General features: G+C 49.4%; 19 protein-coding genes, 1 tRNA gene and 1 pseudogene. 14 read left to right on the top strand and 7 right to left on the bottom strand.

Annotation, left to right across the window (positions count from 1 at the left end; genetic code table 11):
• Positions 1–22 precede the first annotated feature (22 nt).
• A complete protein-coding gene (locus CFREI_RS06705; protein ID WP_027012346.1) occupies positions 23–763 on the bottom strand; it encodes an SDR family NAD(P)-dependent oxidoreductase in 741 nt (246 codons plus the stop codon).
• Between the two features lie 174 nt (positions 764–937).
• Positions 938–1,023, bottom strand: a tRNA-Leu gene (locus CFREI_RS06700).
• Positions 1,024–1,155: 132 nt separating this feature from the next.
• On the opposite strand from CFREI_RS06700, the gene CFREI_RS06695 reads away from it, so the two are divergent.
• From CFREI_RS06695 to CFREI_RS06680, 4 genes are read left to right on the top strand one after another with little or no spacing between them, the layout of a single operon-like run.
• Positions 1,156–2,688, top strand: coding sequence for an ABC transporter transmembrane domain-containing protein (locus CFREI_RS06695; protein WP_027012347.1), 1,533 nt, complete (start codon positions 1,156–1,158; stop codon positions 2,686–2,688).
• A complete protein-coding gene (locus tag CFREI_RS06690) occupies positions 2,685–4,445 on the top strand; it encodes an ABC transporter ATP-binding protein (RefSeq protein ID WP_027012348.1) in 1,761 nt (586 codons plus the stop codon). Before CFREI_RS06695 ends, CFREI_RS06690 begins: the two co-directional genes overlap by 4 nt.
• The gene (locus CFREI_RS06685) at positions 4,442–4,957 is read left to right on the top strand and encodes a YbhB/YbcL family Raf kinase inhibitor-like protein (protein ID WP_027012349.1); all 516 of its coding nucleotides are present in this window, start codon (positions 4,442–4,444) and stop codon (positions 4,955–4,957) included. The genes CFREI_RS06690 and CFREI_RS06685 overlap by 4 nt, the downstream gene beginning before the upstream one ends.
• A 12-nt stretch (positions 4,958–4,969) precedes the next feature.
• Positions 4,970–5,338 carry a hypothetical protein gene (locus tag CFREI_RS06680; RefSeq protein WP_027012350.1) on the top strand — a complete coding sequence of 123 codons (369 nt, stop codon included), beginning with the start codon at positions 4,970–4,972 and terminating at the stop codon, positions 5,336–5,338.
• A gap of 547 nt (positions 5,339–5,885) precedes the next feature.
• Here the strand turns inward: CFREI_RS06680 and CFREI_RS06675 are convergent.
• The 3 genes from CFREI_RS06675 to CFREI_RS06665 are packed head-to-tail and all read right to left on the bottom strand — an operon-like array spanning position 5,886 to position 8,888.
• The gene (locus CFREI_RS06675) at positions 5,886–6,983 is read right to left on the bottom strand and encodes a quinone-dependent dihydroorotate dehydrogenase (protein WP_027012351.1); all 1,098 of its coding nucleotides are present in this window, start codon (positions 6,981–6,983) and stop codon (positions 5,886–5,888) included.
• Between the two features lie 10 nt (positions 6,984–6,993).
• The gene (locus tag CFREI_RS06670; protein WP_051255867.1) at positions 6,994–7,977 is read right to left on the bottom strand and encodes a YncE family protein; all 984 of its coding nucleotides are present in this window, start codon (positions 7,975–7,977) and stop codon (positions 6,994–6,996) included.
• An 11-nt stretch (positions 7,978–7,988) separates the two neighbouring features.
• Positions 7,989–8,888, bottom strand: coding sequence for an aldo/keto reductase (locus CFREI_RS06665; RefSeq protein WP_027012353.1), 900 nt, complete (start codon positions 8,886–8,888; stop codon positions 7,989–7,991).
• Positions 8,889–8,939: 51 nt separating this feature from the next.
• Between CFREI_RS06665 and CFREI_RS06660 the strand changes: the two genes are divergently transcribed.
• From CFREI_RS06660 to CFREI_RS06635, 6 genes are all read left to right on the top strand, one after another.
• Entirely contained in the window at positions 8,940–9,767 is an 828-nt protein-coding gene (locus CFREI_RS06660; RefSeq protein WP_084170721.1) for an undecaprenyl-diphosphate phosphatase, read from the top strand.
• A gap of 10 nt (positions 9,768–9,777) precedes the next feature.
• Positions 9,778–11,019 carry a cysteine--1-D-myo-inosityl 2-amino-2-deoxy-alpha-D-glucopyranoside ligase gene (gene mshC / locus CFREI_RS06655; protein WP_027012355.1) on the top strand — a complete coding sequence of 414 codons (1,242 nt, stop codon included), beginning with the start codon at positions 9,778–9,780 and terminating at the stop codon, positions 11,017–11,019.
• A complete protein-coding gene (locus CFREI_RS06650; RefSeq protein ID WP_027012356.1) occupies positions 11,016–11,375 on the top strand; it encodes a hypothetical protein in 360 nt (119 codons plus the stop codon). The genes mshC and CFREI_RS06650 overlap by 4 nt, the downstream gene beginning before the upstream one ends.
• Before the next feature lie 92 nt (positions 11,376–11,467).
• On the top strand, positions 11,468–15,022 hold the full coding sequence (gene metH / locus CFREI_RS06645; RefSeq protein ID WP_027012357.1) for a methionine synthase: 3,555 nt from the start codon (positions 11,468–11,470) through the stop codon (positions 15,020–15,022).
• Positions 15,023–15,135: 113 nt separating this feature from the next.
• Positions 15,136–15,357, top strand: a complete 222-nt coding sequence (locus CFREI_RS06640; RefSeq protein WP_035111486.1) for an Rv0909 family putative TA system antitoxin — start codon at positions 15,136–15,138, stop codon at positions 15,355–15,357.
• Between the two features lie 133 nt (positions 15,358–15,490).
• Positions 15,491–16,417 carry a Dyp-type peroxidase gene (locus CFREI_RS06635; protein ID WP_027012358.1) on the top strand — a complete coding sequence of 309 codons (927 nt, stop codon included), beginning with the start codon at positions 15,491–15,493 and terminating at the stop codon, positions 16,415–16,417.
• A gap of 30 nt (positions 16,418–16,447) precedes the next feature.
• Here the strand turns inward: CFREI_RS06635 and CFREI_RS06630 are convergent, their stop codons facing one another.
• Together CFREI_RS06630 and CFREI_RS06625 are read right to left on the bottom strand one after the other, a co-directional pair.
• On the bottom strand, positions 16,448–16,891 hold the full coding sequence (locus CFREI_RS06630) for an Imm1 family immunity protein (protein ID WP_027012359.1): 444 nt from the start codon (positions 16,889–16,891) through the stop codon (positions 16,448–16,450).
• 38 nt (positions 16,892–16,929) lie between these two features.
• On the bottom strand, positions 16,930–17,406 hold the full coding sequence (locus tag CFREI_RS06625; RefSeq protein WP_051255868.1) for a P-loop NTPase family protein: 477 nt from the start codon (positions 17,404–17,406) through the stop codon (positions 16,930–16,932).
• Positions 17,407–17,520: 114 nt separating this feature from the next.
• Here CFREI_RS06625 and CFREI_RS06620 point away from each other — a divergent pair.
• From CFREI_RS06620 to aspA, 4 genes and pseudogenes are all read left to right on the top strand, one after another.
• Positions 17,521–18,018, top strand: a pseudogene (locus CFREI_RS06620) (HAD family hydrolase); the annotation flags it as partial.
• A 117-nt stretch (positions 18,019–18,135) separates the two neighbouring features.
• Entirely contained in the window at positions 18,136–18,408 is a 273-nt protein-coding gene (locus tag CFREI_RS06615) for a phosphoribosyl-ATP diphosphatase (RefSeq protein ID WP_205618455.1), read from the top strand.
• Positions 18,409–18,416: 8 nt separating this feature from the next.
• A complete protein-coding gene (gene hisG, locus CFREI_RS06610) occupies positions 18,417–19,262 on the top strand; it encodes an ATP phosphoribosyltransferase (RefSeq protein ID WP_027012360.1) in 846 nt (281 codons plus the stop codon).
• A 260-nt stretch (positions 19,263–19,522) separates the two neighbouring features.
• Positions 19,523–21,076, top strand: a complete 1,554-nt coding sequence (gene aspA, locus CFREI_RS06605; RefSeq protein WP_027012361.1) for an aspartate ammonia-lyase — start codon at positions 19,523–19,525, stop codon at positions 21,074–21,076.
• Positions 21,077–21,150 lie beyond the last annotated feature (74 nt).

The following is a 21,150-nucleotide window of genomic DNA, read 5'->3' as shown; positions in this document are numbered from 1 at the left end:
GCGTGCACTTGAAACCTGACTTTTACATGCCGCCGGAGACGCTAAGACATTGGCCGGTTACCCAACGGGAATCTGGTCCGGCGAAAAACGCCACCACATTAGCAATATCGGACGGGTTCCCAAAGCGACCCATTGGTGTCATTGCAATAATCTGTTCCCGCATTGCTGGGTCTGTATTTGCGGCGCGCTGCCCCTCAGTATCGGTAGCTCCTGGGCGAATCGCATTGACCGTAATCCCACGCGGTGCCAATTCTTTCGCTGCCACTTCGGTTAATGCCTCCAATGCGGACTTGCCGGCACAATAGGCCGCAAGTCCTGGCATAGGTAACACTGTATTCATTGTTGAAATATTAATAATCGAACCACCGTTTGGCATGTGTGGTCCGAACGCCTGAATAATCAAAAATGGGGCAGTAGCACATGACGTTATTGTTTCCATCCACGAATCCAGTGATGTCTCTGTGATTGGACCGTACTTTGATGTAGCAGCTGCATTATTTACAATCACCTGGAATGGGCCAAGGTGAGCAAGCCTGCTAATAGCATCTTGAACCAATTCAGGTGTCCGAATATCTGCTTGTATGGCGGAAGCTGAATGGCCTTGCCTTTCTAGTTTGGCAATAAGCTCGTCCGCTTTGTCTTGCCGAGTATGCCACGTAAACACCACGGAAAAACCCATAGTAGCTAGGCGTTCCACAATTGCCCGACCGATGCCGCTTGAACCACCTGTAACAAGCGCTTTTGGTAAAGAATGTTCTGTCATAGCATTCATAATGATGTGTGGCACAAGTTTTTGGCCAGCAATTTCGCGTATAGCGAAAACGTGAACTACAAAATGCTATTTACCCCGATGACCTTCGATCTTGGCGCATAAGGTGAAAATTAAAAAAGCCTTAACTCCGAAGAGTTAAGGCTATTCTACTGTCTCAACACAGTGTGTCCGGAGGGGGACTTGAACCCCCACGTCCGTTAATAGGACACTAGCACCTCAAGCTAGCGCGTCTGCCATTCCGCCACCCGGACTGGGTTTTTGTTTCAGCCTTTCGGCTGGGCACTCACATACTGTAGACCGAAATGTGCTTGTGTTACAAATCTGCACGTAAAACGGTATTTTTAAGGAGATATGCTAGGGTTTTGCAGGTGAAGTATAGACGGATGCCCACTTGGTCCTGGGCGGTACCGAAAGAACCACCGCCTAGAGAGACGGTGCTGGGCAAAGCATCAAAGCCTTCAGCATTAACGTGGAAGATGCTGTGGACTCAGCCAACACTTTCGGTGCTGGCTGCCGTATTGGGGATCTTGCATTCGGCGCTCGGTGCATTAGTTTCTAAGGTGCTTGGCTCTGTTACCGATACGGTGTTTGGTCAGGCATCGCTGGATGCCATTATGTGGCCCGCACTGACTATCGCAGGAATTCTAGTCCTTATCTGGTTGGTTGAGGCCAATTCGGATGCTTTTATGGAAATTGCCCAAGTGCGTAGCGTGCATTCATTACGGCTGGAATTAACGCGCTTGCTTACACAATCGTCGCCAAAAACCCTCACACCTGGTGAAGTACTCAATACGGTAGATGAAGATTCAACACAACTTGGTGACTTAAAAGAGTTATTGAGCTTCCCGATGTTTATGGTGGGCTTTCTAATTGGCTCAGCATTGGTAATTGTGCCGATTTCATGGCAGATTGCGGTGCTGCTGCCACTCGGTGGCTTAGTGACGGCGTGGGGGTCGTCATTAACAGCAAAGCCAATCTCAAAAGTGTCTGGGCAACGAAGGGCGGCGGAATCGGAAGCAGTTTCTTTGGCTACAGATTTTGCGCAAGGTAGTCGGGTGCTCAAAGGTATGGGTGCTATTGAAGCCAGCGAAGCTCGCTTCGATGCCGCTGTCGAACATTCTTTAAGCATTATGCTGACAGACGCACGTACGGTCGCCTATACGTCGTTTCTGCGCCAGCTTGTTCCCGTTTTGTTTATCTTTGGCATTCTTGGATATGCAGGGTGGCTATTGCTGCAAGGTGATATCAGCCGTGGCGACTTGATTACTATTACGCTCCTCGTGCCACCATCATTGCAGGTTCTAGGCTTCGCATTGGGCTTTACCACAGAGTACTGGGCGCGCGGATCTGCCGCTTCAGAGCGGGTACTTAAGCTTATTGATGATTTAAATAATGAGCGGGAAGAATTCCCATACATTGAACAACCATCGGTTGGGCTAGAAGTTTGGGCTCCGCAAACTACGGAAGGTAGAGAGGCCGCAAATGCCAGAGCAAACGCACTGGTTTTTCATCATAATGCTTTGTTTCCTCCACATTCCGTCTCGGTATTCGAGGGGACGCTTGAGGATAATGTTGGCTCCCCGAGTGGACTCGAAGCGGCACATTGCGATGATATTATCCGCAGACTCGGTGGATATGGGCCACATGGGGAGCTTCCTGATGCACCAATTGGTGAGGCTGGCCTAAATCTTTCTGGGGGCCAACGGCAACGGGTTGCATTGGCTCGCGTACTGGCAAAGGATCCGGCAATTCTGGTTTTGGACGAACCAACCACCGGACTGGACGCGGTAACACTGCAGAAAGTTGCAATAAATGTTTCAAAATTACGTAAAGACCGCCGCACGGTGGTGATTACAAATTCACGGGCTTGGCAAGCAGTTGCGGACCGCGTATTAGATGATGGGGATTTGCTATGAAGGTAGATTCGCTTGCTCCGGCGTCATTTCGGGATTCAGTTCGGTTTCTAGCTGAGCTACCAAGCCGACCCAATACACGCTGGCTTATCACAACCACCGTTGTGTTTGGTGTGCTAATCGTGTCTATGGTGGGTGCCTCCTCAATTTTGGGTCGCAGCGTAGATGTGGTTGATCAACCATCCACATTCATTTCGTACCTGGTTGTGGTTGCGGGATTAATGCTGCTCGAAACTGCATGTCGATCTATTGCCGGCTACTTGTATCAGTCAAAAGCTCGGATAATGAGCGTTGAATTACGGCGTGCATGCCTTTCGGCATCATTAAGGGCGCCAGTTCCACAGATTATGGAATTGGGTACCGGAAATATTATTACGCGATTGACAAAAGATATAGATACGACGGTTCGAGTATTCCAAGCAATTGGTGTGCGTCTTACTTTGACGCTGCTTATGTTTCCTTTTACCGTCTTGGCTTTAGGGCTTATCCACTGGTCCTATATTATTGTCTTTGTATTAATCGCTATTTTAATGTATCCAGTAACGCGTCAAGTTACTGCTGATATGCCGGAAGCCTCGAATATTGTATCGTCGCAGGAAGCGAAACGAAACAATATTTTGCTCGATACAATTCGCGGATTACCGACAATACGTGCATTAAAACTTGAGCGTTGGGCGCTCGACCGAATGGAAGCGACCAGTTGGGGAGCGGTCGAGGCATATGGCAATAGAATTCCCCTATTTACACGATTATTAGGAAACGCAAATTTTGCCTATGGTGCATTAACAATCTGTTGTTTGGCGCTTTCAGTGTGGATGTCGTTTCATGGATATATTTCTGTTGGTGAGGCTAGTGCGGCAGTCGTATTGGTAAGCCGCATGGAAATACATGTGTTTAATGTGATGTTTTTTGCTGGCGAAATCCAATACGCAATCACGTGTTTAGGCCGTGCAGTATCCTTAGCGAGTTTGTATCCAGGTGAACAACCTGAAGAACCGGAGGATTGTATCACGCCACCGGACGTGGAAATAGATTCATTGTCCTATGCATATCCGGGTGGTTCACCGATTTTAAGCAACCTGACACTGACATTGAATGCAGGTTCAATTACAGCTTTGGTTGGTGCTTCAGGCGCTGGCAAATCAACCCTTGCGGCCTTAATTGCAGGATTACAGGAACCGAATGCTGGTGCGGTGCGCATTGGGGGCGTCGATACGCGTGCAGTGCCTGACACGTGGACTGCGCGCCAGGTATCTCTAGTAGATCAGCAAGTGCACATATTTTCGGGAACACTGCGAGATGACCTGCGGATGGCATCACCTGTAGCAGATGAAGTGCTTCTCGACGCCCTGGAAGCTGTCGGGCTCCACGGGGCTACATTCGAACGTTGGTTCCCGGAAGGTCTTGATACCCGCATTGGTGCTGGCGCAGAAGATCTGGCACCTGAAGTGCAGCAACAAATTTCACTTGCCCGTATGATTCTCAGAGATCCACCAGTACTGATCTTGGATGAAGCGACAAGCGAAGCAGGATCCGAAAGTGCACGAGTACTCGAACAGGCTGCTACTAAAGTTGCCAAAGGACGCACGTCACTAGTGGTTGCGCATCGGCTCGATCAAGCAATGCTTGCCGACCGAATTTTACTTATGGAAGACGGCCGTATTATCGAGGACGGAACCCACGATGAGCTAGTCGCTTTGGGCGGAAAATACGCGGATCTCTTCGAACGTTGGAATAATCCGGTACAAAAGGAATCATGAGCACTTATATCGATCCACGATTCCCAGGGCCCGACCCGTACGAAGCAATGCCAAAGCCAACGTTTCCAATCCACTCTGACGACATCACAGATGGAGACGAACTTCCTAAGGGTGACATTTCCCCTCATCTAAGCTGGACCGCACCAGAAGGTACGAAGTCCATTGCCATTACATGCTTTGATCCCGATGCGCCTACAGCATCTGGCTTCTGGCATTGGGCAGCCTTTAATATTCCCGCAAACATCAGCGAAATCCCGAGGGGCGCAGGCACCCTCGAAGACCTAGGCATTGATGGAGTGATCACACTCAAGGGTGATTCCGGCATTCGCGGCTTCTACGGCCCGAATCCTCCGGCAGGACACGCGCCACATCGCTATCTATTTGCCGTACACGCAGTCGATGTCGAAAAACTCGACATCGACCCCGAAGCTACCCCCACTGTGCTGGGATTCAACCTGTTCTTCCACTCCTTAGGCAGAGCTATTGTTTGGGGTTGGCACGAGAATAAGTAAACTCCCTCATTTATGAGCGAGAATCATGTTCCATCCACCATTCGCATCGGTGGAGCCTTCGCCGCACTAGGCATTGTCCTACTCATTTTCACTTTCGTCGAAGTAGCCACAACCGGGTGGATGGTCCCATTCCAACTCACCCCACGCTTCCTTATGATTCTCGCAGCAGCAGCCCTTGTAGGGGGATTCGCCACCGCAGGTGTAGCTAATAAACGCGGCATCGGCCAAGTAGTAGCCCTGGTTATTGCGCTACTCCTCGTAGTAGGTGGAAGGCTCGTACCAAACCCCGTGCTCACCGTTATGGACCAATGGTGGCTACCGGCCTATGGACTGCTCGCGCTCGGATGCTCCGTTGTAATCCGCCAAGCCGCTATACGGTAACCCTTTCAACAAAAGTTTTGAAGTAATGGGGGCGTTGGAGACTTAGTACACAACTATCGGTGATGCCTACAAGCGCCGGACAGTGGGGCCGTGTGACTGAAGAGTCTGTTGGGCTGGGATTTGGTTGGGGCTGGGTGGTCTTTTCGGGCGTTGGTTGGTCCTTCCTGGGGGTCTGGTTGGGCGTGTTGTCACAGATTCCATTTTTTCAGGCGATTTTATGGAATCTGCGACAGTGGGGATGAAAACATCACTAGTTTGATAGGGTGCGTCTATCAAACACCCCGGAAAGCGGCCCGAAGGCTCGGGAAACCAGCCGCCCCACCCCAAAAACTCAGGAAAAGCAGCCTGCTAACGCCGAAAATCAGGCAGATTTCACATCACCCACAACCCACCACAACATTTCCCCAGCCCACACCCCCAAACCAGGAGTCCACAACATAAATCTGCCTGTATAAGCCTGTTTGAGACTTTCGCAGGCCGTTCCTGCGATTGCCGCATTTTAGCTCAAAGCTTGTTCCATCATCAAGGGAAACGTTGTGTAATTTCGTTATTTCCAGGGAAGCCCACAACCAATCGCTTGGGAAATATTGGTGAATCCGTGGGCGCGTAGTTGGTCGGCAATGCCAAGGTGGATATCGCGAATCCAGTCGGGTCCTCCGTAGATGAGTCCGGTATAGCCTTGGAGAAGTGTTGCGCCGTGCGCGATTCGTTCCCATGCTTGCTGTGGGGTGGTAATTCCGCCAACACTGATAAGCACGAGTTTATTGCCTACACGGTCATGGAGTCGTTTGAGTATTTGGAGGCTTCGTTCGGCTACCGGTGGGCCGGAGATTCCGCCGTCTCCCATGGCTGTGACTTCGGCGGGATCAGTAGCGAGGTTTTCGCGTGAAATTGTGGTATTGGTTGCTACGATTCCGGCGAGCCCAAGTTCTAAGGCTAAATCGGCTACTGCGTCTACGTCTTCGTCGCTGAGATCTGGGGCGATTTTTACGAGTACAGGAACGGTAGTGGTTTCTTGTACGGCGGTAAGTATTGGGCGGAGTGATTCTACTGCTTGGAGGTCTCGAAGTCCCGGCGTATTGGGGGAGGACACGTTGACTACGAGGTAGTCTGCAAGATTGCCAAGGAATCGTGCCGAGCGTCGGTAATCGTCTACGGCTCGATCAGCAGGCACAACTTTAGTTTTGCCAATATTAATGCCAATAATGTCGTCGGTTCGACGCCTTCGGAGGTTTTCTGCCACTTCAGCGGCGCCTTCGTTATTAAAGCCCATTCGATTCAGGATGGCTTTGTCTTTTGGGAGCCGGAAAAGTCGAGGAGTTGGGTTTCCAGGTTGGGGGGAAGCGGTAACGGTGCCGAGTTCGGCGTATCCGAATCCGATGGGGGTCCATACATCGGGTGCGGTTGCGTTTTTATCGAATCCTGCTGCGAGTCCGAGTGGGCGAGGGAAGGTGACGCCAAAGACAGTTTGGGAAAGTATTGGGTCGTGGACGGGGAGGAGTTTATTAAGTGCGCGATGTGTTGGCCAGGCAAATTGTAGGACTCCGAGACCGTCGGTCATAAGGTGGTGAATGCGTTCGGGGCGCAGCATAAACATGCCTTTAAGGGCAGCTTCGTAAGCTTTTTCGCGGAATGGGTGTGCCATTATGGAGTTCCTATTTCAGTGCGTTTTTCACGGTGTCGGCATCGATGGTTTGGAGTTCGGTTTCGCTGCCGATTAGGAGGGTTCCATCGGCGCTGAATTCAACTGATCGAACATTTGAAATGGTTTTGAGCGTGCCTTTTGCTTCGGGCACACCAGTTTCAATACCGTATGCGGTGATGGTATTGGTGCCGGTTGAAGCTACCCAAACTACGTCATTGGTGGGATCCCAGGCGAGGTCCCATGGGCTATCTGCTACGGGTGCTGTTTGGTGCAAACGAATGACCGAATCAAGAGTATAGACAGCCAGTTGGTCGGCGGTAGTGTCTGCGGCGAATACAACATCGTTGTCGCCTGGGGCGACCTTTCCGACGCCCAGACCCACCCGCAATGCAGCACCAGGTTCAGGTTTCTGCCACAACACACCTTGGATCGATGTTTGTTCGCGGTCTACTACAGCAATGGAATCGCTTGGGGTGCGAACAAGTTGATCCGATCGCCGGCCAAGTGCGAGGGTTTTCGTTTCGTTGTTGCTAAAGATCGTGACGTCGCCGCGGTCGGATCCTCCGGCAATAACCGTTCCATCGGAAGTAAGTACTGCAGTAGTGAATGGTTTGTCGCCGGAAACGGACGTGTCGAGCGTAGGGTTCGCGGCGTCGATAAGGAACACTTTTTCGGCACAGGGGAGGACGAATGTGTTATCGGTGGCGGTGAGTTCTCCGCACGCGGAATCAATGGTGAGTTCGGTTGCAGAAAGGTCGGTTAGAGAACCGAAGCGCAGAGTGGTCTTATCGCGCGACGCTACCGTGGTGCCCGCGATTGCAATGTCACTGGCACCGATTTTCTGGGTTTTACCGTCGGGGTTGGCATCCGGTGAGGCAGCAGGCGTGGCATTGCCCATCACTGCGGCTTGTTCTTCGCTTTTATTGAGTGTTTCCACGGTTGAGCACCCCGTAAGCACAAGTGCTAGCAGTGCCACTGTTCCTCGCATATTCACAGTGGGTAATCCTACAAGGAGATATCGTCTAAAGCTGCACGTATGGCCCGTGGCACAGTTAACCCCTCACTCGCATAAATTTCGTCCCACTGTTCGGGGGTACGGGCGCCAACAATCACCGCCGCAACTTTTTCCCTGGCCCATGCCGTGGCCACGGCGGCGGGAGTGGTACCTAAACCTTCCGCTGCGGTAACAAGCGCCTCGACAATAATGGAAGCGCGCGCATCTAAATAACCTTGAACTTCCGCATCTCGATCAACGGATGCGCCGCGGGAATCCCTGGGAATGCCTGTGCGATACTTTCCGGTAAGAACACCTTGTGCTAGCGGTGCACCTGCAAACACCCCGACACCCAAATGCTGGGCTGCCGGTATTAATTCTTCTTCGGCGCGTCGCACAAGCAAACTATATTCCGTCTGGGCGGCAACTAAAGGAATCTCGGCCTTGGCGGCAGCAACGGCTAATTGCCAAGCCATATAGCTGCGCACACCGGCGTAGCGGACCCTACCGGTGCGAACCGCCCAATCTAGGGTGTCAGCAACTTCGGCTGCGGGGGTTTTGGGGTCCCAAAACCCTACACTCCACAGATCTATGTAATCCGTACCTAGGTTTTTAAGAGTCTGGTCTAGGCCTGACATGAGGCTACGGCGAGAACAATCAACGCGGCGTCCTAACGGCAATGCAGGATTCACGCCGGCGCCCGCCGAAATTACTACAAGATCCCGATCAATATTGTTCATGAGCGCGCCCAAAATCGGCTCTGTTGCTGGGTTGACATCAACCAAAGTTCCCCCCGCATTGAGGAATCTTTCAAATACTGGTTGTGCCCTGTCAACCGTTGTCCACGTCGAAGTACCCAGTCCTAGACGGGAAACACGAAGCCCACTTGCACCCACGGTTTGTTCTCTCACCCCTATTACAGTAGTACGGTATTCGGGGTGACTACTTCTGCAGCAGAATCCATGAGCTGGATTCAAATCATCGTCTTATCTATTGTTCAGGGGCTCACAGAGTTCCTGCCTATTAGCTCATCTGGCCATCTCCGCATTATTTCTCAGCTTTTTTGGGGTCAGGACGCGGGTGCTTCGTTTACTGCTGTAATCCAATTGGGTACGGAACTCGCCGTCCTTGTATATTTTGCTAAAGATATCTTCCATATCGTTGTCGGTTGGTTTCGCGGCTTGTTAAACAAGGAACATCGTGGATTTGAATACCGCATGGGTTGGATGGTGATCGTAGGCACGTTACCGGTGGTGATTCTTGGCGTAATCGGCAAAGATCCTATTCGAGAGAACCTTAGAAACCTATGGATCACCGCCACTGTGTTGGTGTTGTTCTCATTTGTCTTTTTAATCGCCGAAAAATACGGATCAAAAAAGCGTAACTATGAAGACCTCACTATGCGGGATGCGGTCATTATGGGGCTCGCGCAATGCCTCGCATTAATTCCAGGTGTTTCTCGTTCTGGGGGCACGATTTCAGCCGGATTGTTTGTTGGTTTAAACCGTGAAGTAGCGGCACGGTTTAGCTTCTTACTTGCTATTCCTGCAGTCTTTGGTGCCGGTATTTTCTCACTCCCAGATGCATTTGCACCACAAGCCGGTCAGGCGGCAACCGGCCTGCAATTACTGGTAGGTAGTGTGATTGCATTCATTGTGGGCTATGCATCTATTGCATGGCTATTAAAGTTCGTGGCAAGTAATTCCTTTGCATGGTTTGCCGCCTATCGTATTCCGGTCGGGTTAGCAGTTATGGGGCTATTGGCAACAGGAGTAGTGAGCGCAAGTTAAAGTATTGGGTATGTATTCGTGGCCTGAACCAGAAGTACCAACAATTCCTGGAGATTCGGTACCTCTGCAATTATTTGATACTGCTGATGGGGAAATACGCCCAGTCCAAGTTGATGGCACTGCTGGTATGTATGTCTGTGGAATTACTCCATATGACGCAACGCATCTGGGCCACGCAGCAACCTACCTTGCGTTTGATTTAATCTATAGGCAATTACTGGATAATGGCCATGAAGTGCATTATGTTCAAAATGTCACCGATGTGGATGATCCGTTATTTGAACGGGCCAATAGAGACGGTGTTGATTGGCGTGAATTAGGTACGGAGCAGATTGATTTGTTCCGTTCCGATATGGAAGCCCTACGTATAATTCCACCACGTGATTATGTCAGTGTTATGAACACTGTGCCGGAAGTTATTGAGCTGGTAAAGCGACTTATTTCAGTAGGTGCCGTGTATGAGTTGCATGGTGACTTATATGCTTCAATCGACGCTACAAAAAACTTTGGGTATGAATCAAATTATGATCATACAACTATGCGCGCCTATTTTGCCGAACGCGGTGGGGACCCTGATCGGCCAGGTAAACGTCACCCATTGGATGCATTAGTATGGCGGAAATCAAAGGATGGCGAACCTGAATGGGATGCGCCTTTTGGGGCCGGACGCCCGGGTTGGCACATTGAATGCTCAGCAATTGCGACAAATCGATTGGGCTCAAGCTTTGCGATTCAGGGTGGCGGCGCGGATTTGATTTTCCCACACCATGAATTTAGTGCCGCGCATGCAGAAGCTGCTTTAGGATGTGCACGAATGGCAGGGCATTATGTGCATACCGGGATGCTCGCTTTAGATGGTGTAAAAATGAGTAAATCCTTGGGCAATCTAGTATTTGTATCCCGATTAGTGCAGGCCGGTCATGATCCCAGGGCAATTCGAATTGCATTAATGACGGGGCATTATCGAGAAATTCGCAATTGGTCAGATGGTCTTTTGGCAGAAGCCGAAGTGCGTCTTGGCAGGTGGTTGCGGGCAGTTGCATTGCCCTCCAATAATAAGGATGCTGAGCAATTAGTAGCTTCCATTAGGGCTTTTTTGGCTTATGACCTGCAAACCCAAAAAGTATTGGAAGCCATTGATGCTTGGTCTGAACAAGTACTTTTGGGCTCCAATAGCACGGAGCGCGGCGGGGAAATTGTCGCCCAAGCTTTAGATGCCCTTATTGGAATTAATCTAATGGGGGAGCAATGACACAGCATCAGGGATTCATTGAAGAATTTATGTCAACGCTTACTGATTACGCTACTGGCTCATATTTGCGCGAACACGAAAAGGAATTCTGGGAAGAACCATTTCCTCCAGGGGCATTGTCAGAGTTACGAGTACTCCTTGAAAAGTTTCTTTACGACGCCGCGGCCCTCGATGCCGAAGGCCTGCTTACGCGTGCTGGCGGTTTAATTGCCGATTTAAATGCGTTGAATTTTAAGTACGGTGACGCCATTATTGAGCCGGAAGAAGAGCACGAACTCACCGAATTTATTCACCAGGTTCTCGTCGACGCCGGAATAGACGAAGAAGGACTAAAAACATTGCCAGAGTTTGAATAGTCGCTTGGTATTTTCAATATAAGCGCAGCCAGCGAGCGTGTTGCAGGCGTGAACTATGACCTAAACCAAAAACATACTAAGCTGTCTGTTTTATGAACCTCCTCGAAGCTCTACAGCAACGTGTTCTTATTGGTGATGGCGCCATGGGGACGCAATTACAGTCTTTTGACCTCGATATTGAAAAAGACTTTTTAGGGCTTGAGGGTTGCAATGAGATTCTCAATCACACCCGGCCCGATATTTTAAAAGCTATTCACCGAGCGTACTTCGAAGCGGGCGCCGATTTAGTAGAAACCAATACCTTTGGTTGCAACTTACCCAATCTTGCAGACTACGGTATCGAAGATCGCTGCCGTGAACTTTCATATAAAGGTGTGCGGCTCGCTCGCGAGGTAGCCGATGAAATGGGGCCAAGTGAAGATGGCATACCCCGTTTTGTTGTAGGTTCAATGGGGCCAGGCACAAAGCTGCCTTCCCTTGGGCATGCCTCCTATATTGATTTAAAGCAGTACTACAAGCAGGCTGCCTTAGGCATGGTCGAAGGCGGAGCAGATGGCATCCTCGTAGAAACCGCACAAGATCTTCTTCAGGTCAAAGCTGCAGTATTGGGGTGTCATGAAGCTTTTACTGAACTGGGCACAATACTTCCGATTATTTGCCATGTAACTGTGGAAACCACTGGCACGATGTTGCTGGGCTCAGAAATCGGTGCCGCGCTTACCGCGCTTGAGCGTCTCGGGATTTCTATGATCGGGCTGAATTGTGCCACCGGTCCCGATGAAATGAGCGAACACCTACGCTATCTTTCACAGCATGCTTCGATTCCGGTTTCAGTTATGCCAAACGCAGGATTGCCAATTTTAGGTAACAAAGGTGCTGAATACCCACTGACCGCGCCGGAATTAGCGGATTCCTTACGCACTTTTATCACTGAATATGGCTTATCAATGGTGGGTGGTTGTTGCGGCACAACCCCTGAGCACATCCGTGTAGTTGCCGAAGCGGTAAAAAGCATTACGCCAGCGCAACGCACCCCAAGCGCCGATAATAACGTATCGTCGCTATACACAACGATGCCGCTTACCCAAGACACCGGTATTACTATGATCGGCGAACGCACTAACGCCAATGGGTCTAAAGCTTTCCGCGAAGCAATGCTCGCAGGCGACTGGGAAACCTGTGTAGATATTGCAAAACAACAAACCCGCGATGGCGCACATATGCTCGATCTCTGCGTAGATTATGTGGGCCGCGACGGGCGCGAAGATATGGCACAGCTAGCAGGATTGTTGGCCACTAGTTCCACATTGCCGATTATGATTGACTCCACCGAGCCAGCGGTAATCCAAACAGGGCTTGAACATTTAGGTGGTCGCTGCGCAGTAAATTCTGTAAATTTCGAAGACGGTGATAGGCCAGATTCGCGGTACCAGAAAATCATGCAATTGGTAAAAGAACATGGTGCTGCCGTGGTTGCGCTGACAATTGATGAAGAAGGACAAGCGCGCACCTGCGAAAAAAAGGTTGAAATTGCATCTCGCTTAATCGATGATATTACCGGTACATGGGGACTCAAGCAGGAAGATATCATCGTAGACTGCCTTACATTTCCCATCTCCACTGGCCAGGAAGAAACCCGTGGCGATGGGATTGAGACCATTAATGCGATCCGCGAGCTTAAAGCCAAATACCCAAACGTACACACCACCCTTGGTTTATCCAATATTTCATTTGGTCTCAATCCGGCGGCCCGCCAAGTATTAAATTCTGTATTTTTGCATGAATGCATTGAAGCTGGGCTTGATACGGCAATCGCGCACTCATCGAAGATTCTTCCAATGAATCGAATCGATCCACGGCAACGCGAAGTTGCGCTTGACATGGTGTATGACAGGCGCACCGAGGAGTATGATCCGCTGCAAACGTTTATGCAGTTATTTGAGGGTGTTTCTGCCGCCTCTGCAAAAGATGCACGTGCTGAAGCTCTAGCAGCCATGCCGCTATTCGAACGCCTTTCGCAGCGCATTATTGATGGTGAGAAAAACGGAATCGAACCTGATCTTGATGCCGCAATGAAGGAGAAGTCCCCGATTGAGATTATTAATCAGGACCTTCTTGGGGGCATGAAAACCGTTGGAGAACTTTTTGGTTCTGGACAAATGCAATTGCCGTTTGTTTTGCAATCTGCAGAAACAATGAAAGTGGCCGTTGCGTATCTTGAGCAATTTATGGAGGCGGCAGACGACTCCGGAGGTAAAGGAACAATAGTTCTAGCGACGGTCAAGGGCGATGTTCACGATATTGGCAAAAACTTAGTGGATATCATTCTTTCCAATAACGGTTATAATGTAATTAATTTAGGTATTAAACAACCTGTAGCAACGATAATTTCGGCCGCCCGCGATCATGGTGCCGACGTTGTAGGCATGTCAGGTTTATTGGTGAAATCCACCGTTATTATGAAAGAAAACCTGCAAGAAATGAATTCTTCCGGGGCGGCGGACTTGCCCGTACTTTTAGGCGGTGCAGCACTAACTCGAACATATGTTGAAAACGATCTAACGGAGATCTACCACGGAGACGTGCATTACGCTCGCGATGCCTTCGAAGGGCTGCGGCTTATGGATGAAATTATGGCCATAAAACGAGGAGAAGGTCCTGCCGCTGACTCCCCGGAAGCCCTTGCGACTGCAAAGAAAAAGGAGGAACGCCGAGCAAGGCACGAGCGATCACGAAAAATTGCCGCCGAACGCAAAGCGTCTACACCCGTTGTTGAAGTGCCAGAACGTAGCGATGTGGCAACAGATGTTCCAATAGCAACTCCACCGTTTTGGGGTACCAGAATTATTAAAGGTTTGCCCTTGGCACAGTATCTTCCCACCCTTGATGAACGCGCATTATTTATGGGTCAATGGGGACTCAAACCCACCCGAGGCGGTGAGGGGCCCGACTATAACGATCTTGTTGAATCGGAAGGTCGCCCGCGGTTGCGCGCATGGATAGATCGGCTAAAAGCCGCTGGAATACTTGATCACGCGGCGGTGGTATATGGGTATTTTCCGGCAGTCTCCGAAGGAGATGAGATTATTATTCTGGAGCAGCCGCGGCCCGATGCTCCAGAACGAGCACGCATTTCATTTCCACGTCAGCAACGAGGGAAGTTTCTCTGCATCGCAGATTTCATTCGTTCGCGTAACGACGCCCTGCGCACAGGCATTGTTGATGTCTTACCGTTCCAGTTGGTCACTATGGGACAACCAATTGCCGATTTTGCCAATGAGCTTTTTGCCGCCCACGAATATCGGGATTACCTTGAAGTTCATGGAATTGGTGTCCAACTTACCGAAGCACTCGCGGAATACTGGCATGCGCGTGTGCGTTCGGAATTAAACCTTGGTGATGGTAAAACAGCCGGGGATGAGGACGCCTCTGACACACGTCGATTCTTTGATCTGGATTATCGCGGAGCCCGTTATTCCTTTGGTTATGGCTCTTGTCCTGATCTGGAATCACGTCGCATTTTGGTGGACCTGTTGCAACCAGAACGTATTGGTGTGGAATTATCCGAAGAACTGCAACTTCATCCTGAGCAGTCAACGGATGCATTTGTGCTCTATCACCCTGAGGCGAAGTACTTTAATGTCTAATATTCAACTCAAGTATCTATGAACTCTCATAATTTTTGGTTATAGAGTCTTTCGTATTGATGTGAGTGTGCGTATATTGGGCAGAAAGCTAAATAGCTAAAGGAGTGATCAATATGGGACTTTTTGATTCCGCAAAGCAAAAAGCGCAGGAAGCGCTAAAAAGCGAGACTGTAACAGATACGGTATTGGATAAGGCCGAGCAAGCTGCAGCGCAGAAATTAGGTGCGGATAAAAGTTCGCATATTAGCAAGGCGCGTCAAGCCATCGATGACAAAATTGGTGATGGAGGCACAAGCGGTAATGCAAGTACGGATCCAAATGCCTCACCAGCATAATTTGTAATTTCTCAAAGCGTCGCAGGAAGCGGCGCTTTTTTAATATTTGTACGAATTGATAGTAGGTGCCTGCTGGTGCCAGTACAGGTCCATGCGGTATGTCTTTTTATCGTGTTCGGGCATAATAGCGTGTATGACTTACCAAAATGGAATAAATGCCTACGGCACAACCGATCATTTATATCTTGAACTGGACCTCGCACAAGGTGTCGATGCTAAAGAAGCCTTTGGTGCCCTTGCTGCGGCCGTAAATCTGCCCACAACTGTAGGAGCTAACGCAGTATTGGGTATTCGGCCGGAAATCTGGGCGGACATAGCCGATGCTTCCGATGTTCCTGCAAATGTTCATGGTTTTAATGAGCCAATTAAGGGTGCTGGTGACTACCAGATGCCAGCAACCCAACATGATGCTTGGCTTTGGATCGCCTCTGAGTCCCGTTCACAGTGCTTTGAAGTAGGGAAGCACATTATGGGCGAGGTTCGTGAGTTCTTTACCATTGGTGAGGAAATGGTGGGCTGGGTCTATGCCCACAATCGCGACCTTACAGGTTTTGAAGACGGTACGGAAAACCCCGGTGCTTTGGAAGTTCCAGGAATTATTGCGATTCCACAAGGCGAGCCGGGCGCAGGTGCATCAGTAGCTCTGGTGCAAAAGTGGCAACATTTGGTGCGTAAATGGGCTGATCTTTCTCAAGAAAAGCAAGAATCTGTTATTGGCCGTACTCGTGAAGATAGCGTGGAACTGCCAGAAGATGTTATGCCGGATTCATCCCACGTTTCCCGAACCGTCGTTGAAGACGATGGCGAAGAATTGGCAGTACTTCGTCGTAATACTTCGTATGGCGGTTTAAAGGAACACGGCACGATCTTTATCGGTTTTTCCTTCGACCAGTGGCGTTTGGAAGAGATGTTGCGCAGGATGGCAGGCGCAGTCGACGGTCCTCGTGACGCACTGACCTACTTTACCGATGTCGTGACCGGCTCATGGTACGTCTGTCCTTCAGTACCTGCATTACTGGCGCTTGCAGAGCCTTTCCTGGAGGATGAAGACGAAGACTAAAACAAACCAGGTGAGCAAAAAGCCTGGCAACTAGTTTGTTGCATCCTCGAATTCTTCCATATCCCCGCTTTGAGGTTCTAGGATTTCCCAAGTAAATCTTGGATCTTCGGTGGGGATTGCTGCTGCGTGGAAGTATGCAAGCGCGGCTTTTGTGGCCTCGTGCTTTGTAATTGCGTATTTATGTTCAAATAATCCTTCTTGCCCACCAGCCACAATTGCTACACGTTCTTCCGAATCAGAATTTGGGTCGGTGAGATTATAGGAAGTGTCGGATTCCTTTCCAGTGACAACAAAATATTCCGGACCACCAGCTACTTGAAGGAACCTGCCTTCGAGTGCGATAACAAACGAAATCAACGTATGTGTTTCGCCGTTGAGTTTGCTCACGAGTGTGGGAATTTCGCTGTCATCAGAGATTGTGATTTCTTGATGAGAGTAGACTTCGTCTTGCCAATTGTCGAGGAACGCTTGCATGGTATTTACCTCCAAGTATCTCGGCAGTCATGCGGTTGCTAGTGTGGCAGTGCCGCAGTTGCGTTTATAAGGTCGGGTATTCCCCAAGGACTATGTACATAATGGACTTTCGCACCATTTCCATACTGGTGAATAGTTCTTTTTATCTTTGGCAAATAACGGAATCGGTAACTAATAACCCATCGCCAATAATCTAGGTTTTCTTTTCCGCGGCGCAATGTACGCCAAGTGCAAATACCAAGTGGATAGTCAAGAACAATAATCGTGTCGGCAGCATTGATGCGCAATGCTAGGTCGCTGTCATAGGGCCCTAAATCCCCATCAATAATCCAATGTTCGTTTGCAATTAATTGTTGTTGAATTTCCCGCCATTCTTTGGCGGGGGTGGGAGAGAGATCAGCTTTCCAGAACAGCGAATCAAGGTTTATAGTGGCAATATTCAAACGGGCGGCTAAAGCTCGGGCAAGCGTGGATTTACCTGCCCCACCGCGACCCAAGATAACTACTCGTTTCATACGGCCACCCTACAGTTAAAAAGAGACATATAGTGGTAAATTCGTTCGAAACTTGCGTGGTTTCTACTTTTCTGGCTTTTTAGTGCTCACAAAATCGCAAGTACACTCGGAAATATGCTGAAAGCGATTTTGTGGGATATGGACGGCACACTTATGGATTCTGAGCCTTTATGGGCTCAGGCAACATATGAAATGAGTGAGGCTATGGGGCGTCGAATTCCATCGGAACTACAGCGTCGTACAATTGGTGGAACATTTGCCCATACTGCGGCAATTTGTGCGGAACACGCTGGAATCACCCTCTCGGACAAGGATATTGCACGTTATTATCAGCAAATGCTTGACCGGATGCAACAACTGTATCCGCAAGCACATATTTCTGAAGGGGTCGTAGAGCTTCTGGATGCCCTTAATCAAGCCGAAATTCCATCGTTTGTTGTGACGAATACACCGCGTGTACTTGCGGCGCCAGCTATCCGGGCAATAGGGGTTCATCGTTTTGCTGGCAGTATTACTGGCGATGAAGTTTCGGAAGGAAAGCCGAATCCGGAAGGGTATCGAACGGCTGCTCAAAGACTTGGTGTTCGGCCGGACGAATGTTTAGTTTTTGAAGATTCGCGTGCAGGTATAGCGGCCGCGAGTGCCGCAGGTTGCCGGGTTATTGATGTGACCCAAATATCTTCGTTTGAGGGGGTGGGCGTGGGTGAGGTGCGCGAGTGGTATGAAAGAATGTCACGCGTGAAAACATTTGACTCGCTCTATACCGAACTGCTTCAGCGCGTGGAGACTCGCCCTGAAGGCTCTGGCACCGTTGCCGCCCTTGATAAGGGAGTTCATACACTTGGCAAAAAGGTTATTGAGGAAGCAGGCGAAGTCTGGTTAGCTGCCGAATACCAGTCGGATGAGGAGCTTGCGGAAGAAATCTCGCAACTCATATATTGGACCCAGGTCATAATGGTAGCCCGTGGTATTACCCCCGAAGACGTATATAAATACCTATAGGGGGAATCATGCTAAAAGTTGCTGTTCCGAATAAAGGATCACTCTCCGAAGCGGCCGTAGAAATTTTGCGCGAAGCCGGATATGTTGGCCGGGGTGATACCAAAGCGCTTACCGTAGTAGATAAAACAAATAATGTTGAATTCTTCTTTCTTCGACCCAAAGATATTGCAATCTATGTTGCAAATGGTCATTTAGATTTAGGAATTACTGGTCGTGATCTCGCCGCAGATTCGCTAGCAAATGTGCAGGAAGTACTTACCCTAGGATTTGGTGCTTCTTCGTTTCGTTATGCTGCCCCGCGCGATGCAGATTGGACAATTGAAAAGCTACAAGGCAAGCGAATCGCCACATCATATCCGAATCTTGTGCGCAAAGATTTGGCTCGACATGGGATCGATGCAGAAGTTATTCGGCTGGATGGTGCGGTCGAGATTTCCATTAAATTAGGTGTCGCGGATGCTATTGCAGACGTTGTTTCAACTGGACGAACCCTGCGGCAACAAGGGTTAGAGCCTTTTGGAGAGCCGCTGGTGGCGTCGGAGGCAGTGATTGTGGGGCGTCGAGACGCACTGGTAACCCCTGAGCAGCAGGTGCTTTTGCGGCGTGTGGAAGGTATTTTGCATGCGCAGAATTTCCTTATGCTTGATTACAATGTGCCCCGCACATTATTGGATTTGGCGACCAAAATTACGCCCGGGATTTCCGGACCAACGGTGTCTCCATTGGCACTAGAGGATTGGGTTGCAGTGCGTGCAATGGTTCCGAAACGTCAGGCGAATGCAATTATGGATGAGCTGGCTGCACTTGGCGCACAAGCAATTCTGGCTTCGGAAATTCGGATTGCCCGCATTTAGACGCGTTTCGACGCCGCAGGGGTGCAAGCTAAGTATGCGTGTCGGGGGGCATTGGTAAATATTTATTTTTACTGAGTTTTTACAAAACTTAAACTAATAGTGGTATCGCTGTAGGGGTGGACAAGAATTTCGCTACCCCCGTTCGTGTATTGCTTTTGCGAAGTATCAAGGCCTTATCTCTAGCAGCAAAAATTAGTTATCGCTATGCGTACAATCGGAACTATATTCCCCGTTTCCAACTTGATGGAGGATACGCACTCATGAACAAAAAGAAGATCCAAACTGCCGCTGAGGAAACTAAACCTGAAAAAGAAAAAACTGATGCAGTGAAGGCCGATACTCCAGCAGTTGAGAAACCAAAAGCAAAAAATGCAAAAAAGTCTGATAGCACCGAAGGCTATCGAATTGAAGTTGATCTCCTTGGCGAAATGAAAGTCCCAAATGACGCTTATTACGGCGTGCATACTTTGCGGGCAATCGATAACTATCAAATTTCGCGTACCACTATTAATCAAATTCCCGAATTTATTCGCGGTATGGTGCAAGTAAAGAAGGCTTGTGCGCTAGCAAACCGTAGATTGCACACCCTTCCAAGCGAAAAATGTGAAGCAATTGTATGGGCATGTGATCAAATTCTTGAGCACGGGCGCTGTATGGACCAGTTCCCGCTCGATGTATTCCAGGGTGGTGCTGGCACCAGCCTCAATATGAATACCAATGAAGTGATTGCAAACCTGGCACTGGAATACCTTGGCAAGCCAAAAGGCTCATATGACATCATTAATCCTAACGACGATGTGAATATGAGCCAGTCAACCAATGATGCATATCCCACCGGATTCCGTTTGGGTGTCTATGCCGCAATGCAAGTTCTTATTGAACGCATTGATGCTCTACAAAAAGCATTCCATCTTAAAGGAACAGAATTTGTAGATATCCTCAAAATGGGACGCACCCAACTACAAGACGCAGTTCCAATGACGCTTGGAGAAGAATTCCAAGCATTTGCGCATAATTTGGCCGAAGAACAAGCCATTTTGCGTATGTCCGCTGATCGCCTCTTGGAAATCAACCTTGGTGCCACAGCCATTGGTACTGGTGTAAATACACCAGCAGGATACCGCCATCAAGTCACTGCGACGCTATCAGAAGTCACCGGTCTGCAAATTAAATCTGCGCGCGACCTTATTGAAGCAACATCCGATACTGGTGCCTATGTACTCGCACATGCAGCAGTTAAACGGGCTGCAATGAAACTTTCTAAGATTTGTAATGACCTCCGCTTGCTTTCCTCAGGGCCTCGCGCTGGCTTTAATGAAATCAATTTGCCACCACGAGCTGCAGGTTCGTCTATTATGCCGGCGAAGGTAAACCCGGTGATTCCGGAAGTGGTAAACCAAGTCTGCTTTAAAGTCTTTGGCAATGACCTCACGGTTACCATGGCAGCTGAAGCAGGACAGCTGCAACTCAATGTAATGGAACCCGTTATCGGTGAAGCGCTCTTCCAGTCAATCCGATTCCTTGGCAATGCGGCGGAGACGCTTCGCACGAAGTGCGTGCAAGACATTACTGCCAATGAAGACGTCTGCCGGGCATATGTAGAGAATTCTATTGGTATTGTGACTTACCTAAACCCATTTATTGGGCACCACAATGGTGACCTTATTGGTAAGGAAGCTGCAGCGACCGGTAAATCTGTACGCGAACTGGTGCTGGAAAAAGGTCTAATGGATAAGAAAACACTGGACCAGGTGCTTTCAAAAGAAAACCTTATGCACCCCGTATTCCGCGGAAAGTTGTATCTAGATAACTAACTAAGAAAGGGCCCCAAGCGGGGCCCTTTTTCTTCGTATTGAAAAGGAGAATCAGCAAACGGATGCGCATTGCT

The sequence above is a fragment of the Corynebacterium freiburgense genome (genome assembly GCF_030408815.1).
Lineage (GTDB): Bacteria > Actinomycetota > Actinomycetes > Mycobacteriales > Mycobacteriaceae > Corynebacterium > Corynebacterium freiburgense.
The sequence above is the reverse complement of the archived record's forward strand: the minus strand, read 5'-3'. Positions and strand labels throughout refer to the sequence as shown.

What these genes read in the sequence shown, in the direction of transcription:
- CFREI_RS06635 (WP_027012358.1), top strand. Translation starts at nt 15,491, where the DNA reads ATGACTTACCAAAATGGAATAAATGCCTACGGCACAACCGATCATTTA.
- CFREI_RS06640 (WP_035111486.1), top strand. Translation starts at nt 15,136, where the DNA reads ATGGGACTTTTTGATTCCGCAAAGCAAAAAGCGCAGGAAGCGCTAAAA.
- CFREI_RS06615 (WP_205618455.1), top strand. Translation starts at nt 18,136, where the DNA reads ATGTCACGCGTGAAAACATTTGACTCGCTCTATACCGAACTGCTTCAG.
- CFREI_RS06685 (WP_027012349.1), top strand. Translation starts at nt 4,442, where the DNA reads ATGAGCACTTATATCGATCCACGATTCCCAGGGCCCGACCCGTACGAA.
- CFREI_RS06675 (WP_027012351.1), bottom strand. Translation starts at nt 6,983, where the DNA reads ATGGCACACCCATTCCGCGAAAAAGCTTACGAAGCTGCCCTTAAAGGC.
- CFREI_RS06625 (WP_051255868.1), bottom strand. Translation starts at nt 17,406, where the DNA reads ATGAAACGAGTAGTTATCTTGGGTCGCGGTGGGGCAGGTAAATCCACG.
- CFREI_RS06695 (WP_027012347.1), top strand. Translation starts at nt 1,156, where the DNA reads ATGCCCACTTGGTCCTGGGCGGTACCGAAAGAACCACCGCCTAGAGAG.
- CFREI_RS06630 (WP_027012359.1), bottom strand. Translation starts at nt 16,891, where the DNA reads ATGCAAGCGTTCCTCGACAATTGGCAAGACGAAGTCTACTCTCATCAA.
- mshC (WP_027012355.1), top strand. Translation starts at nt 9,778, where the DNA reads ATGTATTCGTGGCCTGAACCAGAAGTACCAACAATTCCTGGAGATTCG.
- hisG (WP_027012360.1), top strand. Translation starts at nt 18,417, where the DNA reads ATGCTAAAAGTTGCTGTTCCGAATAAAGGATCACTCTCCGAAGCGGCC.
- aspA (WP_027012361.1), top strand. Translation starts at nt 19,523, where the DNA reads ATGAACAAAAAGAAGATCCAAACTGCCGCTGAGGAAACTAAACCTGAA.
- CFREI_RS06705 (WP_027012346.1), bottom strand. Translation starts at nt 763, where the DNA reads ATGACAGAACATTCTTTACCAAAAGCGCTTGTTACAGGTGGTTCAAGC.
- CFREI_RS06690 (WP_027012348.1), top strand. Translation starts at nt 2,685, where the DNA reads ATGAAGGTAGATTCGCTTGCTCCGGCGTCATTTCGGGATTCAGTTCGG.
- CFREI_RS06680 (WP_027012350.1), top strand. Translation starts at nt 4,970, where the DNA reads ATGAGCGAGAATCATGTTCCATCCACCATTCGCATCGGTGGAGCCTTC.
- metH (WP_027012357.1), top strand. Translation starts at nt 11,468, where the DNA reads ATGAACCTCCTCGAAGCTCTACAGCAACGTGTTCTTATTGGTGATGGC.
- CFREI_RS06650 (WP_027012356.1), top strand. Translation starts at nt 11,016, where the DNA reads ATGACACAGCATCAGGGATTCATTGAAGAATTTATGTCAACGCTTACT.
- CFREI_RS06660 (WP_084170721.1), top strand. Translation starts at nt 8,940, where the DNA reads ATGAGCTGGATTCAAATCATCGTCTTATCTATTGTTCAGGGGCTCACA.